Origin of the sequence: Streptomyces sp. NPDC088746, assembly GCF_044751065.1 — a bacterium.
In the GTDB taxonomy this organism is placed as follows: Bacteria; Actinomycetota; Actinomycetes; order Streptomycetales; family Streptomycetaceae; genus Streptomyces.
In genome coordinates, this window is record NZ_JBIVLA010000001.1 from 915027 (window position 1) to 930929 (window position 15903).

Here is a 15903-nt window from a genome sequence, read left to right on the forward strand (position 1 = left end):
AAGAGGCAACAGGCCGCCGCTTGATAACGAACCGGGCCCCTGCGCCGCGGACGTCCGCGGCACAGGGGCCCGTTGGGCTACTCCCGGGTACGCCCGACTGCGTACTCCCGTACGGCCCCGGGCGGGGCGGGCGGGGGAAGGGGTCGGGCGCGGGGCGGGCGCCGGGCGGGTGCTACTTCTTGCCCTTGCTCTCGCCGGCCGACTCGTCGGTCGACAGGACGGAGATGAACGCGTCCTGCGGCACCTCCACGTTGCCGACCATCTTCATCCGCTTCTTGCCTTCCTTCTGCTTCTCCAGCAGCTTCCGCTTACGGGAGATGTCACCGCCGTAGCACTTGGCGAGGACGTCCTTCCGGATGGCGCGGACGGTCTCACGGGCGATGACCCGGGAGCCGATGGCCGCCTGGATCGGCACCTCGAAGTTCTGCCGGGGGATGAGCTTCTGCAGCTTGGCGACGAGCCGGACGCCGTACGCGTACGCCTTGTCCTTGTGCGTGACCGCCGAGAAGGCGTCGACCTTGTCGCCGTGGAGCAGGATGTCCACCTTGACGAGCTGGGCGGACTGCTCGCCGGTGGGCTCGTAGTCCAGCGAGGCGTAACCACGGGTCTTGGACTTCAGCTGGTCGAAGAAGTCGAAGACGATCTCGGCGAGGGGCAGGGTGTAGCGGATCTCGACCCGGTCCTCGGAGAGGTAGTCCATGCCGAGCAGGGTGCCGCGCCGGTTCTGGCAGAGCTCCATGATCGCGCCGATGAACTCGCTGGGCGCCAGGACGGTGGCCCTGACGACCGGCTCGTGCACCTTGTCGATCTTGCCCTCGGGGAACTCGCTCGGGTTGGTGACCGTGTGCTCCGAGCCGTCCTCCATCTCGACGCGGTAGACCACGTTGGGCGCGGTGGCGATGAGCTCGAGACCGAACTCGCGCTCGAGCCGCTCGCGGATCACGTCGAGGTGCAGCAGGCCGAGGAAGCCGACACGGAAGCCGAAGCCGAGCGCGGCCGAGGTCTCCGGCTCGTACACCAGGGCGGCGTCGTTGAGCTGGAGCTTGTCCAGGGCCTCGCGCAGGTCCGGGTAGTCGGACCCGTCCAGGGGGTAGAGCCCCGAGAACACCATCGGCTTGGGGTCCTTGTAGCCGCCCAGCGCCTCGGTCGCCCCCTTGTTCAGGGAGGTGATGGTGTCACCGACCTTGGACTGCCGGACGTCCTTCACACCGGTGATGATGTATCCGACCTCACCCACGCCGATGCCGTCGGCCGGGGTCATCTCCGGGGAGGAGACACCGATCTCCAGCAGCTCGTGGGTGGCGCCCGTCGACATCATGCGGATGCGCTCGCGCTTGTTGAGCTGGCCGTCGACGACCCTGACGTAGGTGACGACACCGCGGTACGCGTCGTAGACCGAGTCGAAGATCATCGCCCGTGCGGGGGCGTCCGCCTGGCCGATCGGGGCCGGGACGTCCCTGACGACCCGGTCGAGCAGCGCGTCCACGCCGATGCCGGTCTTCGCGGAGACCTTGAGCACGTCCTCGGGCTGGCAGCCGATGAGGTTGGCCAGCTCCTCGGAGAACTTCTCGGGCTGCGCGGCGGGCAGGTCGATCTTGTTGAGCACCGGGACGATGGTGAGGTCGTTCTCCATCGCCAGGTAGAGGTTGGCCAGCGTCTGCGCCTCGATGCCCTGCGCCGCGTCGACGAGGAGGACGGTGCCCTCGCACGCGGCGAGCGAGCGGGAGACCTCGTAGGTGAAGTCCACGTGGCCCGGGGTGTCGATCATGTTGAGGACGTGGGTCGTGCCCTTGTCCTCACCCTCGGTGGGCGCCCACGGCAGACGGACCGCCTGGGACTTGATGGTGATGCCGCGCTCGCGCTCGATGTCCATCCGGTCGAGATACTGGGCGCGCATCTGCCGCTGGTCGACCACTCCCGTCAGCTGGAGCATCCGGTCGGCAAGGGTCGACTTGCCGTGGTCGATGTGCGCGATGATGCAGAAGTTGCGGATCAGCGCCGGGTCGGTACGGCTCGGCTCGGGCACGTTGGTAGGAGTCGCGGGCACGCAGGGTCCTGATTCTTGAGACGTCGGACGCCGTGTCTCGGGTCGATGTCGGGTCGGACGGATCGATACGTAGCCTCCATGGTCCCACGCCCGTGGGGCCGGGACCGGTTTGGGCCGGTCCGAGGGTGACTGCTACCGTGGGCAGCTGTGCCTCGTGGCCCTCAGAAGCGGCGTGGCGCACATAGAAGATCCAACGAACCTGAAAAGGCTCTTTCGTGGCGAACATCAAGTCCCAGATCAAGCGGAACAAGACGAACGAGAAGGCGCGCCTGCGCAACAAGGCCGTCAAGTCCTCGCTCAAGACCTCGATCCGCAAGGCCCGTGAGGCTGCCGCTGCCGGTGACGTCGAGAAGGCCACTGTGGCCGTCCGCGACGCCTCCCGCCAGCTCGACAAGGCTGTCTCGAAGGGTGTCATCCACAAGAACGCCGCCGCCAACAAGAAGTCGGCGCTGGCTTCCAAGGTTGCCGCCCTCCAGGGCTGAGCTACTGATGTGATCGCCGGAACGGACTCAGCGGGCCCTCTCTCCCGCTCCTGACCGGCACCCCGCGCCGCACACCGAACCTGCGTTCGCCACGCGGGTGCGGCGCACCAAGCGTGAACCGAAGGCCCCGGCCGCGTCCTCCCCAGGACGGCGGCCGGGGCCTTCGCGCGTGCCCCCTCGCGGGGTGGGGAGCTGCGGGACGGGCTGTGCCTCGGCCGGGCTGTGCCGGGCCGGGCTGCCCTGCCGCCGGCTGTCCCGGCGCCGGGCGGGGGTCGCGGGGCGGGGGTCGCGGGGCGGGGGTCGCGGGGCGGGGGTCGCGGGGCGGGGGTCAGCGGCCGCCGGAGCGTGCCGCGCGGGCTACCGCGACCACGGCCTTCTCCAGGGCGTACTCGGGATCGTCCCCGCCGCCCTTCACACCCGCGTCGGCCGCGGCGACCGCGATCAGCGCCGCCGACACTCCGTCCGGAGTCCATCCGCGCATCTGCTGGCGGACCCGGTCGATCTTCCAGGGCGGCATGCCGAGCTCGCGGGCCAGGTCCGCGGGCCGGCCGCCCCGGGCGGAGGAGAGCTTGCCGATCGCCCGGACGCCCTGCGCGAGGGCGCTGGTGATCAGGACGGGGGCGACGCCGGTGGACAGCGACCAGCGCAGCGCCTCCAGCGCCTCGGCGGCCCGGCCCTCGACCGCGCGGTCGGCGACCGTGAAGGAGGACGCCTCGGCGCGGCCCGTGTAGTAGCGGCCGACGACCGCTTCGTCGATGGTGCCCTCGACGTCTGCGGTCAGCTGCGAAACGGCGCTCGCCAGCTCCCGCAGGTCGCTGCCGATGGAGTCCACCAGCGCCTGGCATGCCTCCGGGGTCGCTGAACGACCGAGCGCCCGGAACTCCGACCGCACGAAGGACAGCCGCTCGGCGGGCTTGGTGGTCTTGGGGCAGGCCACCTCACGCGCCCCCGCCTTCCGCACGGCGTCCAGCAGGCTCTTGCCCTTGGCCCCGCCCGCGTGCAGGAGGACGAGGGTGATCTCCTCGGCGGGGGCGCCCAGGTACGCCTTGACGTCCTTGACGGTGTCGGCGGAGAGATCATGCGCGTTGCGCACGATCACGACCTTGCGCTCGGCGAAGAGCGAGGGGCTGGTGAGCTCGGCGAGCGTGCCGGGCTGCAACTGGTCCGGGGTGAGGTCGCGGACGTCCGTGTCGGCGTCGGAGGCGCGGGCCGCGGCCACCACTTGCTGCACGGCGCGGTCCAGGAGCAGGTCTTCCTGGCCCACGGCGAGCGTGACGGGGGCGAGCGGATCGTCGGTGGAACTACGTCTGGTGGCCATCGCGGTCCAGCATCCCACGCCCCTGTGACAAGGCCGCGGGGCAGCCGCCCCGGCGCATCGCTCACCCGGGCATACCGGAGAATGACCGGGTGAGCGATGTGAGACATGTGCTGGTGCTGCCCGACCGCGACACGGCCGAGGATGTCGCCGGGGAGCTGTCCGACCGGTTCGGCGTCACCGAGGAGCCTCAGCTCGTGCGGGACGCCCTGGCGGGCGAGGACGACGCCGAGGACGCCCAGTGGCTGGTGGTGGTGGAGGACCCGGCCGCACGGCTGGACCCGGCGGCGCTCGACGCGTTCGCCGCGGAGTACGAAGGGTGGCTGGAGGCGCCGTAGGGGCCCGGCCGGGCCTCGGTGAGCAGGGCGGGATCAGCCCTTGGGGACGATCTGGATGTCCATCTCGATCTTGATGCTCGGGCCGACAACGGCGATGCCGCGCGCCAGCATCGTCTGCCACGTCAGTGTGAAGTCCTCGCGGTGCAGCTCGGTGGTCGCCCGGCAGGCGGCCCGGGTCTCGCCCTCCAGGCCGTTGCCCAGACCGAGGTACTGGGTGTCCAGCGTGACGGTACGGCTCACACCGTGCAGGGTGAGCGCCCCGGTGACGCCCCAACGGGTGCCGCCGCGGTGGACGAAACGCTCGCTGTAGAACTCGAGGGTCGGGTAGCGCTCGACATCGAGGAAGTCGCCGGACCGCAGGTGGTCGTCACGCATCTGGACGTTCGTGTCGATCGACGAGGCGTCGATGATGACGTGCATGGCGGAGTCCTCCATGCGGTCGGCGATCCGCACGGCACCGGCGAAGGTGTTGAACCTGCCGTGGATGCGGGCCATGCCGATGTGACGTGCCGTGAAGCCGATCTGGGTGTGCGACGGCTCGATCTCCCAGTCTCCCGGGTCGGGGAGCTGCGGGGGCTGGGCCACCTGGAGGGAGACGTCGCCGAGGCTCGCGTGGCCGCCCTGGGCCACCGTGGCCGAACCGTGGAACGGAGTGAAACCCTCAGCCGTGACACCGAGGCGGTAGTCGCCGACCGGGACGGTGGCGACGACGTTCCCGAAGGGGTCCGTCTCTCCGCCGACGACCTTGCGGCCCGCGCTGTCGGTGACGACGAACTCGGCCTGCCGTACGGGCTCGGAGACGGGGTCCAGTACGCGGCAGCTCAGCATTCCGGCATTCTGCGGCACGGGGAGCCCAGCGAGGCCGTTGCTCTGTGGGGTGCCGGACTTCGCTCTGCTGCCTAGCCAACGGCCGAACATGTGCACGTACTCCCCAGGGGCGGTTCTCACCTCGGGCCCCTGACAGCCGGACGTCGTTGTCGGAGCAGCGGCCCGCCGACGAAAACGTATTCGATCACCGTTGCGATGTTCGAGGCAAACGCAGCAGCTCAGAGAAGGTTGTGCCGAGCTGTACCCAGCCGTGCGCCGCTGTACGCAGGTGCTACCAAAGGTCCGTATTGGCCGGGGCCCCGGCGCGGGAGCGGTCAGCCCCGGGGGCGCACCGTGGGCGGGCGGGTGAGCGCCAGACCGAAGTGGTCGCGGTAGGCGGCGAGCACCTCGGCGTCGTCCTTCAGCTCCGTCTCGTGCCGCTCGCCCCGCACGGTCGTGATCAGGGTGCGCCCGCGGAGCGTCACCCTGCCGTCCGCGGTGCGCCGGGAGCAGATGAGGGACCGTGCGAAGTGGGAGTCCGGCGAGGTGCGGTGATACCAGGACCCGGCTCGGAAGTCCGACAGCACCCGCGGCCGCAGGTCCAGCCGGAACTGGCGCGAACCGTCGCGCAGCAGATCGAGGTCTCCCTGCGGCGCCTCCCAAAGCCGGAACCTGCCGCAGGGATCGTCCTGCTCGGTACGGGCCTCCAGTTCGAGCGGGTGCAGGGCGTGGTCGCCGAAGCCGACATCGGCGAGCCACGGGCCCGTACCGTCGTCGGTCCCGACGCGCAGCGCGACGTGGTCGTACGGGATACCGAGGCGTCCGCCGTCGCCGAACACCCGCGCCTGGAGCAGGGTGACGCGGAAGCCCAGCTCTCGGAGCAGTGCGGCGAAGGCGCCGTTGAGCTCGTAACAGAAACCGCCCCGGCGGTCCGTGACGATCTTGTCGACGAGCTTCTCCTCCTCCAGCACGATGTCCTGGCCGAGATGGATCGAAAGGTTCTCGAAGGGCACGGTCATCAGGTGGCGGAGCTGCAGCTCGCGCAGTGCGGCGGCGTCGGCACGCGCGGGGCGGGTCGCACCGATGCGTTCCAGGTAGGCGTCCACCCGGGCGGGCGTGGGCGCGTGGGCCCGCCGCTGCGTTTCCTCGTTCATCCCTGAAGTCTGTCGCGGTACGCCGGACGGCGCCATGAGCCCGTGGACCTAGGACCGCCGACGGATGCGACGCCCCCTGCCGGTGGCTAGCGTGTCGGCCATGACGGAGCGAGAGCCGGCCCGCGGCCCGGAACAGCGCAAGCAGGACGTACTCGATCGCCTGGAGAAGGACGAGGACGTCTGGGTGGCGACGGCCTCCGCCGACGGTGTGCCGTGTCTTGTGCCGTTGTCGTTCGTATGGGACCGGGGCACGCTGCTGCTGGCGACCCGGCGCACCAATCCGACAGCGGTCAACGTGACCCCGCCCGGGCAGGCCAGGCTCACTCTGGGGCACACCCGTGATGTGGTGCTGATCGAGGGAACGGCCGAGATCGTGGAAGGGACGGACCTTCCCGCCGGGTCGGGGGACGCTTTCGCCGAGAAGCTCCACTGGGACCTGCGGGGACGCGCCGCCTGGGTGTATCTGCGCATCACTCCGTACACCGTCAAGGCGTGGCGCGAGGAGAACGAGCTGGCGGGGCGCGATCTGATGCTCGACGGCAGCTGGCTGGTCTGACGGCCGGCGCAGGGCGCGACTCGCCTTCATGACCGGCCTGCCGCACGCAGCCCCGCGCCGGACCCCGTCACCGCGATCGCACCGTGGACGTCGGTGCGCAGGACCTTCGCTCCCGCCGCCTCGAGCGCTTCGAGCGTACGGGCCGCCGGGTGACCGTACGGGTTGTCCCTGCCGCAGCTGATCAGCGCGAACCTCGGGCGGGCGCTGCGCAGGAGCGCGGCGTCCTGGTGGGCGGAGCCGTGGTGCGCGACCTTCAGCACGTCCACCCGGGGCAGCACCGGATGGCTGCGCAGCACCCCTTGCTGCGCCAGGGGTTCCAGGTCGCCGAGGAGCAGCAGGGTCAGCCCGCCGGACCGGACGAGCAGCGTGACGCTGGAATCGTTCGGCTCGTCGGTCACGTAGGCCGCTGCCGCTCCCGGCGCACCGGGCCAGAGCACCTGCCAGTCGAGGGGCCCCGTCCGGCGTCGCTCCCCCGCGACCGCCCGGACCATCGGGACACGCGCCGCCGAGGCCGTTCTCTTCACGAAGGCCGCCTGCTCCGGTGGTTCGTCGAGACTCGTGGTCTGGATCGCTCCGACGTCGCGGCCTTTCAGCACGCCGGGGAGGCCGCGCACATGGTCGGCGTGGAAGTGGGTCAGGAGCAGGAGCGGCACACGGGTGATGCCGAGGTCGCGCAGGCACCGGTCCACGAGGCGGGGTTCAGGACCGGTGTCCACGACCACTCCCGTGCCGTCCCCGGCGGCGAGCACCATGGCGTCTCCCTGTCCCACGTCACAGAGCGCGAAGGCCCAGCCCGGCGGCGGCCATCCCGTCACGATCCGGGTGAGCGGCACCGGCCTCAGCACCGCGAGCACCAGAAGGAGCGCGGCGGCGGAGCACACCCAGGGGTGGCGGGCCAGGCGGCGGGCCGTCAGCACCAGCAGAGCCGTGAGGGCCGCCAGGAGAGCCGCGCCGCGCCAGCCGCCCGGCCAGTCGGTCTCCGCCCCGGGAAGCGCGGCCCCGGTGCGGGCCACGGACGCGATCCACCCGACCGGCCAGCCGGCGATCCTGGCCAGCACCTCGGCGGCCGGCATGGACGCGGGGGCCACGGCGAGCGCGGCGAACCCCAGGACCGTCGCGGGCGCCACCGCGAACTCGGCCAGCAGATTGCAGGGAATCGCCACCAGGCTGACCCTGGACGCGAGGACCACGACCACGGGTGCGCAGACCGCCTGAGCGGCTCCCGCGGCGGCCAGCACCTCCGCGAGCCGTGCCGGGACCCCGCGCCGCTGAAGAGCACCGCTCCACCTGGGCGCGAGGGTGAGAAGCGCCCCGGTGGCCAGCACGGACAGCAGGAACCCGTAACTACGGGCCAGCCACGGGTCGTACAGCACCAGCAGCAGAACGGCCGCGGCCAGTGCGGGAATCAGCGATCTGCGCCGGCCCGTCCCGATGGCGAGCAGCGTGATCAGGCCGCAGGCGGCCGCGCGCAGGACGCTCGGCTCGGGGCGGCAGACGATCACGAAGGCCAGCGCGATGCCGCCACCCGTCAGGGCGGTCATGCGCAGGGAGATACCCAGCCGGGGTGCCAGCCCGCGGCGTTCGCTGCGCGACGCCGTTCCCGGCGGACCGATGAGGAGGAAGAGCAGGATCGACAGGTTGGCTCCGGAGACGGCGAGCAGGTGGGTGAGGTCGGTGGCCTTGAAGGCGTCGTGCAGGTCGGGCGGGACCCGTGAGGTGTCGCCGACCACCAGCCCCGGCAGGAGGGCCCGCGCATCGGCGTCGAGCCCGTCGGTGGCTTCTCGCAGGCCGGACCGCAGCCGCCCTGCCGCGCGTTGGAGGAGGGTGGGTTCGGTGGTGACCTGCGGCGGGTCGTCCGCGTCGGTGCCCAGCACGGCCGCGATGCGCTCCCCCTCGTGACGTGGTGGCGCGAGCCGACCGCTGATGCGGAGACCTGTCGAGGGCAGCAGCCGCTGCCACCGCGCCGCCGTGTCACCCGGGGCGACCATGACGAGAACGGGAGTGGTGAGCCGGGTGACCGTGCCGTCGGGAGCGGTCAGCCGGTCAATCTCGGCGTCCAGAAGAAGGGAGACGGGCGTGCTGTGATCCCCCTGCACGCGCGGCCGGGTCCGGCGGGGGTCGGAGGTGACGGTCACCTCCGCCTCGACGCGGGCGTACGACTCCGCCAGTCCGGGGACCGGCCCACTACGGGAATCCGCTCCGTGGAGCCCGGCTGCGGCCGCGCCGGCCGCGGCGCAGAGCAGCACCCCGGCGGCAACCGTGGTTCGTGTCCCGGCACGCCGGGGCGTCCTCGCCGCTCCTGACCCCGCAGCCGTCTCCGCCAGGCCCGCCGGATCCACCGCCCCCACGGCGCCGCGGGGCTCTGCTCGCGGCACGATCCGGGGTTCTGCTCGCGGCACGATCCGGGGTTCTGCTCGTGCCACGGTCCGGGGTACGGCGATGAGGCCGAGCCCAGCGCACCCGCAGAGGACCGCCCCGACCGCCACCCACCGGCCCGGCGCACCCAGTGCCAGGACGGAGGCCGCCCAGGCCGCCAGGGCCGGAGGGACCAGCCGCAGATCGGCCGGAGCCTCCTGGTGCGGGTCCGCGGCGCCCAGCCGGCCGCCCTGGTCCGCGTGGACGTCAGGTCCGGTCATGGCCTGACCAGCGGCCGGAGATCCGCGAACCGGCGGTCCCCGATGCCGTTGACCTCACGGAGTTCGTCGACGGAGCGGTAACCCCCGTGCTCGGTGCGGTAGTCGATGATGTGCTGGGCGAGCACCGGCCCGACGCCCGGCAGGGTTTCGAGCTGCTCGACGGTGGCCGTGCCGAGGCTCACCGGCGCCGCCGGCCCGGCCTGTCCCGGCGCCCCGGCGCCCGCCCCCGTGCCGCCCGCCGGCGGTGGGGCGGCGGGCATGCCCACCGCTACCTGTTCACCGTCCGTCAGGACGCGCGCCCGGTTGAGTGCGGAGACGTCGGTACCCGCGCGGACACCTCCCGCGGCGCGCAGGGCGTCCGCGACGCGGGAACCGGCGGGCAGATACTGGATCCCCGGTCGGCGTACCTTGCCGCTCACGTCGACGACGATCTGCCCGCCGGGCGCGGTGCCCGTCCGCGCCCCCGCGTCCTGACCGGGCGTGAGGCCCGGCAGAACCTTCGGGGCCCCCGGCCCGCCGTCCTGGACCGCGGCGGCCTCCGCGACCCGGTCGGGCGCGCGTACGGGCTCGGGACGGGCCGACCAGAAGTGGGCCGCCGCGAAAACCGCGGCCCCGACCAGGACGACGGCGAGGGCGGCGAGCGCCCGTGGCTCCAGACCGCACCGCAGCTGCACCCACAGGGGTAAGCGGTCCCGCAGTGCGGGCCCGGCTTCCCGCCACCAAGGCCTCCGCACGCCGGAGTCGTCGGGCACCGCGCGTCGCAGCGGGCCCGGCTGGACCGACGGGCCTGTGCCCGGACGCGCGTCGGACGCCGGGAGCGATGGCGTGGCAACTGCCCAGGAAGGTGCGACACGGACACGTCGGGGGCGTCCGCCGGGCAGCGCGGTGACCGTGCCCGCTGCCGGATCCGTGGCAGCCGTGGACGCCGGCCCAGCAGCCCCGGCCCCGGACGTCGGCCCAGCAGGCCCGACCCCTGACGCCGGCCCGGGCGCGGGCGCAGACCGGTCGGCGGCCATGAGCGCGTCCGCGCGGAGCCGGGAAGCTGCCGCCATCTCGGCGTCCGACCCGCGCAGAGTGGGCCGTCGGCGCCCGTGCCGTCCGCCGGAGGCGGCGCCGGGCGAGCTGCCCGCCGCTCCGCCGGGGCGGACACCGGACCGGTGCCGGGCACGCCCCGCCGGGCCGGACTCGTGGGACACACGGCGCGCGGCACGGTGCGTGGGCCGGTGCGCGGGCGGGTCCATGGCCGCGTGGGCGGGCAGATCCGCGGGCCGGTGTGCGGGCGTAGCGGCGTCGGCCCGGCTCTGCCGGTCTGTGGCACGGTCAGCTGCGAGAAGTGAACGGAGTGTCATGCCTCACGACGCTAGACACTCTCGGGAAAATCTGCCGAGCTGCCCCAATTACGGTGGATAACTCACCAGTTGTGGATAACCGCATCACCCGCCGGGGTGACGTTCAGCGCGGTGCGACCACGGCTCCCAGCAGCCCCGGCCCGGTGTGCGCCCCGATCACCGCGCCCACTTCGCTCACGTGCAGGTCCACGAGTCCGGGCACCCTGCCCCGCAGCCGCTCCGCCAGCCGCTCGGCCCCGTCCGGAGCGGCCAGATGATGGACGGCGATGTCCACAGCCCCCGTTCCGGCCCGCGCGGCGACGATCTCCTCCAGCCGTGCGATCGCCTTGGACGCCGTCCGTACCTTCTCCAGCATCTCGATGCGACCGCCCTCGAGTTGGAGGAGCGGCTTGACGGCCAGGGCCGATCCCAGCAGCGCCTGGGCCGCACCGATGCGGCCGCCCCTGCGCAGGTAGTCCAGCGTGTCGACGTAGAAGAACGCCGATGTGCCCGCCGCCCGCTTCTCTGCCGCGGCCACCGCCTCGTCCAGCCCGCCGCCCGACTCGGCGGTCTCGGCCGCGGTGAGCGCGCAGAATCCCAGGGCCATGGCGACCATGCCGGTGTCGACCACGCGCACCGGCACGGGCGCGTCCTTCGCGGCGACCACGGCGGCGTCGTACGTGCCGGAGAACTCGGCCGACAGATGGAGGGAGACGATGCCGGTGGCCCCCGCCTCGGCCGCGGCTCGGTACGCGGCCGAGAAGACTTCCGGACCGGGCCGTGAGGTGGTCACGGAACTGCGCCTCTGCAGGGCCTGCGCCAGCGACCGGGCCGAGATCTCCGTGCCCTCCTCCAGGGCCTGATCACCCAGGACGACGGTCAGCGGCACCGCGGTGATGCCGTGCCGTTCCATCGTCTGGGGCGGCAGGTAGGCCGTTGAATCGGTGACGATCGCGACATGGCGGGACATGAGCCGGAGGTTACCTTCCGGGGCGGCGGCACGGCAGCCCGGGACCGGCCTGCTGATCATTTCAGGTCGGTCCCTGAGCCGTACTTGACGTACCCCGAGCCTTTCCGAAGGCGTTCAGGACACGTTCGTGCGCGTCACCCGGACGCGTCCTGAGCCCGGGCCGCCTCTCCGTCTCCGCCGCCGACGCCTGTCAGTTCGTGGTCTCCGGCCTGGCCGACTTCTGCCACGGATAGCCCGTACGCAGCCGCGGGTCCGGAGGGGTGAGCGAGGGCGGCGTCTCCTCGTCGGCGGGTCCGCTCCAGCTGTGCCCGGCCGTATCGGTCTGTGCGGCCGGCTCCTCGGTCGTCCAGTGCCGCAGAGCCCCGGACTCCAGGTCGATCTGCGCGTTGAGCGCGGCCAGATCGTCGTCGGCGAACTGCCGGGCCCGGTCGCGCGCCGCCCAGCGCAGCGATTCGGCCGAGTGTGTGATGCGCTCCGTGCGCTCCTTCAGACCGGGCAGCAGCGTGGCCACGGTCGCCCGGTCCGGCTCGCGCTCCAACCGCTTGAGCTCGTTGTCGAGCTCGCGTCCGTGCGCGCTCAGGCGCTGGAAGAGTCCCAGCGACTCCGACAGGGAGGCGTCCTCCGCCGCCCCGGCGTTCAGCGCCTCCTGGGTCGCCCGCATCGACGTACGCAGCGTGAGCCTCAGCTGTGCGAGCTCCCCCGGCACGCCCGGCTGACCGTAGCTCTTGGCCCGCAGTGCGGTGTCCTCGACGGAGCGGCGCGCCTGCGTGATCGTCCGGTCCACACCACGCTTGGCGGCGCGCACCGTCTTCACTCCGGCGTACACCCCGAGCGCCATGAACGCCACGAACAGCAGCGTCAGGATCAGGATCACGGCTTCCATGAACGCCCCTCGGGTTGTCGGTCGGCAGCCGCGTGCGGTCGCCCCTTCTACCGTAAACGGAACGGGCAGGCCGAGGGTTCCACCGGAACCCCCAACCTGCCCGTAGGGGAAAGCCCTGGCACGCCCGCGAGGACCGCCGGGCCGCCCGCGCCGCTACGCGGGGACGATGTTGACCAGCTTCGGCGCCCGCACGATCACCTTGCGGATCCCGGCCCCGCCCAGGGCGGCGACGACGTTCTCGTCGGCCAGGGCCAGCGCTTCCAGTTCCTCGTCCGAGATCGACGGGGAGATCTCCAGGCGCGCCCTGACCTTGCCCTTGACCTGAACCACGCAGGTCACGGTCTCGTCCACGACGTACGCCGGGTCCGCGACCGGGAAGTCCTGGTGCACGACGGACTCGGTGTGGCCCAGCCGGCGCCACAGCTCCTCCGCCACGTGCGGCGCCAGCGGGGCGATCAGCAGCACCAGCCGCTCGGCGACCGACCGCGACAGCGGCCCGCCCGCCTTCGTCAGGTGGTTGTTCAGCTCGGTGACCTTGGCGATGGCGGTGTTGAACCGCATCCCCGCCATGTCCTGGCCGACACCGTCGATGGCCTTGTGCAGCGCCCTCAGCGTGTCCTCGCCGGGCTCCGTGTCCACGACGGTGACCTCACCGGTCTCCTCGTCGACGACGTTGCGCCACAGCCGCTGCAGCAGCCGGTACTGGCCGACGACGGCCCTGGTGTCCCACGGACGCGAGACGTCCAGCGGGCCCATCGCCATCTCGTACAGCCGCAGGGTGTCCGCCCCGTACTCGCCGCAGATCTCGTCGGGCGTCACGGCGTTCTTCAGGGACTTGCCCATCTTGCCCAGGACACGGCTGACCTTCTCACCGCCGTGGTAGAACGCCCCGTCGCGCTCCTCGACCTCGGCGGCCGGCACCGCGATGCCGCGGCTGTCCCGGTAGACGAAGGCCTGGATCATGCCCTGGTTGTACAGCTTGTGGAACGGCTCGACGGACGAGATGTGCCCCAGGTCGTGCAGCACCTTCGACCAGAAGCGCGCGTACAGCAGGTGCAGCACGGCGTGCTCGGCGCCACCGACGTACAGGTCGACGCCACCGGTCGGCCGGCCCTCGCGCGGACCCATCCAGTACTGCTCGATCGCCGGGTCGACCAGCCGCTGGTCGTTGTGCGGGTCCAGGTAGCGCAGCTCGTACCAGCAGGAACCCGCCCAGTTCGGCATGGTGTTGGTCTCGCGGCGGTACTTTCGCGGGCCGGCGCCGTCGCCCAGGTCCAGGGTGACGTTGACCCAGTCGGCGTTCCGGGACAGCGGGGTCTCGGGCTGGGTGTCGGCGTCCTCCGGGTCGAAGGTGCGCGGCGAGTAGTCGTCGACCTCGGGCAGTTCCAGCGGCAGCATCGACTCGGGCAGCGGGTGGGCGATGCCCTCCTCGTCGTACACGATCGGGAAGGGCTCTCCCCAGTAGCGCTGGCGGCTGAACAGCCAGTCACGCAGCCGGAAGTTGACGGTGCCCTCGCCGACGCCGCGCGCCTGCAGCCACTCGGTGATCTTCGCCTTGGCGTCGACGACGCCCAGGCCGTCCAGCGAGATCTCCTCGTTGGCGGAGTTGACCAGCTTCGCGTCGTACGAGCCGAAGGCGTCGTCCCAGGTCGAGGGGTCCAGGCCGCGGTCGTCAGCCGGCTCGACGACGCAGCGCATCGGCAGCTCGAAGGCGCGCGCGAAAGCGAAGTCGCGCGCGTCGTGCGCCGGTACGGCCATGATCGCGCCGGTGCCGTACCCCATCAGGACGTAGTCGGCGATGAAGACGGGGACCTTCTCGCCGCTGACGGGGTTGGTCGCGTAGGCGCCGGTGAAGACACCGGTCTTGTCCTTGGCCTCCGCCTGCCGTTCCACATCGGACTTGGCCGCGGCCTGCTTGCGGTACGCGGTGACGGCCTCGGCCGGGTTCGCGTGGCCGCCGGTCCACACCGGGTGGGTGCCCTCGGGCCAGGCGGCGGGGATGATCCGCTCGACCAGCTCGTGCTCGGGCGCCAGCACCATGTAGGTCGCGCCGAACAGCGTGTCCTGGCGGGTGGTGAAGACGGTGATGTCCCCTGCCCCGTCGACGGGGAAGCTGACGCGCGCACCCTCGGAGCGGCCGATCCAGTTGCGCTGCTGCAGCTTGATGGCCTCGGGCCAGTCCAGGCCGTCCAGGTCGTTCAGCAGACGGTCGGCGTACGCCGTGATGCGCATGTTCCACTGACGCAGCTTGGCCTTGAAGACCGGGAAGTTACCGCGCTCGGAGCGGCCGTCGGCCGTCACCTCCTCGTTGGCCAGCACGGTGCCCAGCCCGGGCGACCAGTTGACGGGGGCGTCCGAGGCGTACGCCAGGCGGTACTGCCCCAGGATGTCGGCGCGCTCGGCGGCGCTCAGCGCGCCCCACTGACCACCGCCGGGGACGGGGCGCTCACCGCTCTCGAACTGCGCGACCAGTTCGGCGATCGGGCGGGCCCGGTCGGCCTCGGTGTCGTACCAGGAGTTGAAGATCTGCAGGAAGATCCACTGGGTCCACTTGTAGTAGTCCGGGTCGATCGTCGCGAAGGAGCGGCGCTTGTCGTGCCCCAGGCCCAGCCGGCGCAGCTGGACCTTCATGTTCTCCATGTTGGCCTCGGTGGAGGCCCGCGGGTGTGTGCCCGTCTGCACGGCGTACTGCTCGGCCGGCAGGCCGAAGGCGTCGAAGCCCAGGGTGTGCAGGACGTTGTGCCCCGTCATCCGCTGGTGGCGGGCGTAGACGTCGGTGGCGATGTAGCCCAGCGGGTGACCGACATGCAGGCCGGACCCCGAGGGGTACGGAAACATGTCCATGATGAACTTCTTCGGCTTGGCGGCCAGCTCCGGATCGTCCGCCAGGTCACCGGTCGGGTTGGGAGCCTCGTACGTCCCCTCGGCGTCCCAGAAGTCCTGCCAGCGTGCCTCGATGTCGGCGGCCATCGCTGCCGTGTAGCGGTGCGGCGCGGCCACCTCGGCCGCGGAATTCGTCTCGCTCATGATCCTCAAAGCTCCATCGATCGTCATCTGCCGGCGCCCACGTCTACGGACACACGTCTACGGAAACGAAAAATCCCCTCGCACAGGAGGGGACGCCGCGCCGAGTCCGACCAGGCATTCTCACCGGTCGGGAATGATCAGCGCGGCTCGCTAAGCAGAAGGCGTACGGCACGCATGGCGTCAGGGTACCGCACAGGCCCGGGGCCCGGCCCGGCACATATGCGGCGGAGGGGCCGCCCGGGGCCCGCCGCCCCGCGTCCGGAAGGCACGCCACCCGCGCCAACCTTCCACACGACCCGCACACTCCGGAGGTTACTCCGCGTACTGCCTCCTATCGGGGCAACAGTTCAAACCTCGTAC

12 protein-coding genes are annotated in these 15903 nt (G+C 71.8%); 3 read left to right on the forward strand and 9 right to left on the reverse strand.

All coding sequences use genetic code 11. The features are described from left to right. Positions 1–172: 172 nt before the first annotated feature. Positions 173–2047, reverse strand: a complete 1875-nt coding sequence (gene lepA, locus ACIP63_RS04420) for a translation elongation factor 4 (RefSeq protein ID WP_401511356.1) — start codon at positions 2045–2047, stop codon at positions 173–175. Positions 2048–2262: 215 nt separating this feature from the next. Between lepA and rpsT the strand changes: the two genes are divergently transcribed. Then, a complete protein-coding gene (rpsT, locus tag ACIP63_RS04425; RefSeq protein ID WP_356715444.1) occupies positions 2263–2529 on the forward strand; it encodes a 30S ribosomal protein S20 in 267 nt (88 codons plus the stop codon). A 328-nt stretch (positions 2530–2857) separates the two neighbouring features. On the opposite strand, the gene holA is transcribed toward rpsT, so the two are convergent. Next, positions 2858–3847, reverse strand: a complete 990-nt coding sequence (gene holA / locus ACIP63_RS04430; protein WP_401511357.1) for a DNA polymerase III subunit delta — start codon at positions 3845–3847, stop codon at positions 2858–2860. 89 nt (positions 3848–3936) lie between these two features. Between holA and ACIP63_RS04435 the strand changes: the two genes are divergently transcribed. Further along, the gene (locus ACIP63_RS04435) at positions 3937–4182 is read left to right on the forward strand and encodes a hypothetical protein (RefSeq protein WP_401511359.1); all 246 of its coding nucleotides are present in this window, start codon (positions 3937–3939) and stop codon (positions 4180–4182) included. A 33-nt stretch (positions 4183–4215) separates the two neighbouring features. Here ACIP63_RS04435 and ACIP63_RS04440 read toward each other — a convergent pair whose 3' ends face one another. Beyond that, the gene (locus ACIP63_RS04440; RefSeq protein ID WP_401512260.1) at positions 4216–5100 is read right to left on the reverse strand and encodes a YceI family protein; all 885 of its coding nucleotides are present in this window, start codon (positions 5098–5100) and stop codon (positions 4216–4218) included. Positions 5101–5324: 224 nt separating this feature from the next. Continuing rightward, positions 5325–6143, reverse strand: coding sequence for an arylamine N-acetyltransferase (locus ACIP63_RS04445; RefSeq protein WP_401511361.1), 819 nt, complete (start codon positions 6141–6143; stop codon positions 5325–5327). A 100-nt stretch (positions 6144–6243) separates the two neighbouring features. On the opposite strand from ACIP63_RS04445, the gene ACIP63_RS04450 reads away from it, so the two are divergent. Then, entirely contained in the window at positions 6244–6699 is a 456-nt protein-coding gene (locus ACIP63_RS04450) for a pyridoxamine 5'-phosphate oxidase family protein (protein WP_401511363.1), read from the forward strand. 26 nt (positions 6700–6725) lie between these two features. On the opposite strand, the gene ACIP63_RS04455 is transcribed toward ACIP63_RS04450, so the two are convergent. The 5 genes from ACIP63_RS04455 to leuS form a co-directional block, all read right to left on the reverse strand. Next, positions 6726–9335: a ComEC/Rec2 family competence protein gene (locus tag ACIP63_RS04455; RefSeq protein ID WP_401511365.1), complete on the reverse strand. Its 2610-nt coding sequence runs from the start codon at positions 9333–9335 to the stop codon at positions 6726–6728. Further along, the gene (locus tag ACIP63_RS04460; RefSeq protein ID WP_401511367.1) at positions 9332–10069 is read right to left on the reverse strand and encodes a helix-hairpin-helix domain-containing protein; all 738 of its coding nucleotides are present in this window, start codon (positions 10067–10069) and stop codon (positions 9332–9334) included. The genes ACIP63_RS04455 and ACIP63_RS04460 overlap by 4 nt, the downstream gene beginning before the upstream one ends. Before the next feature lie 718 nt (positions 10070–10787). Continuing rightward, positions 10788–11633, reverse strand: a complete 846-nt coding sequence (locus ACIP63_RS04465; RefSeq protein ID WP_401511368.1) for a DegV family protein — start codon at positions 11631–11633, stop codon at positions 10788–10790. Between the two features lie 190 nt (positions 11634–11823). Next, entirely contained in the window at positions 11824–12516 is a 693-nt protein-coding gene (locus ACIP63_RS04470; RefSeq protein ID WP_401511369.1) for a hypothetical protein, read from the reverse strand. Between the two features lie 153 nt (positions 12517–12669). Then, positions 12670–15543, reverse strand: a complete 2874-nt coding sequence (leuS, locus tag ACIP63_RS04475) for a leucine--tRNA ligase (RefSeq protein ID WP_401511370.1) — start codon at positions 15541–15543, stop codon at positions 12670–12672. Positions 15544–15903 lie beyond the last annotated feature (360 nt).

What these genes read in the sequence shown, in the direction of transcription:
- ACIP63_RS04440 (WP_401512260.1), bottom strand. Translation starts at nt 5,100, where the DNA reads ATGTTCGGCCGTTGGCTAGGCAGCAGAGCGAAGTCCGGCACCCCACAG.
- holA (WP_401511357.1), bottom strand. Translation starts at nt 3,847, where the DNA reads ATGGCCACCAGACGTAGTTCCACCGACGATCCGCTCGCCCCCGTCACG.
- ACIP63_RS04465 (WP_401511368.1), bottom strand. Translation starts at nt 11,633, where the DNA reads ATGTCCCGCCATGTCGCGATCGTCACCGATTCAACGGCCTACCTGCCG.
- leuS (WP_401511370.1), bottom strand. Translation starts at nt 15,543, where the DNA reads ATGAGCGAGACGAATTCCGCGGCCGAGGTGGCCGCGCCGCACCGCTAC.
- ACIP63_RS04470 (WP_401511369.1), bottom strand. Translation starts at nt 12,516, where the DNA reads ATGGAAGCCGTGATCCTGATCCTGACGCTGCTGTTCGTGGCGTTCATG.
- ACIP63_RS04450 (WP_401511363.1), top strand. Translation starts at nt 6,244, where the DNA reads ATGACGGAGCGAGAGCCGGCCCGCGGCCCGGAACAGCGCAAGCAGGAC.
- ACIP63_RS04445 (WP_401511361.1), bottom strand. Translation starts at nt 6,143, where the DNA reads ATGAACGAGGAAACGCAGCGGCGGGCCCACGCGCCCACGCCCGCCCGG.
- ACIP63_RS04455 (WP_401511365.1), bottom strand. Translation starts at nt 9,335, where the DNA reads ATGACCGGACCTGACGTCCACGCGGACCAGGGCGGCCGGCTGGGCGCC.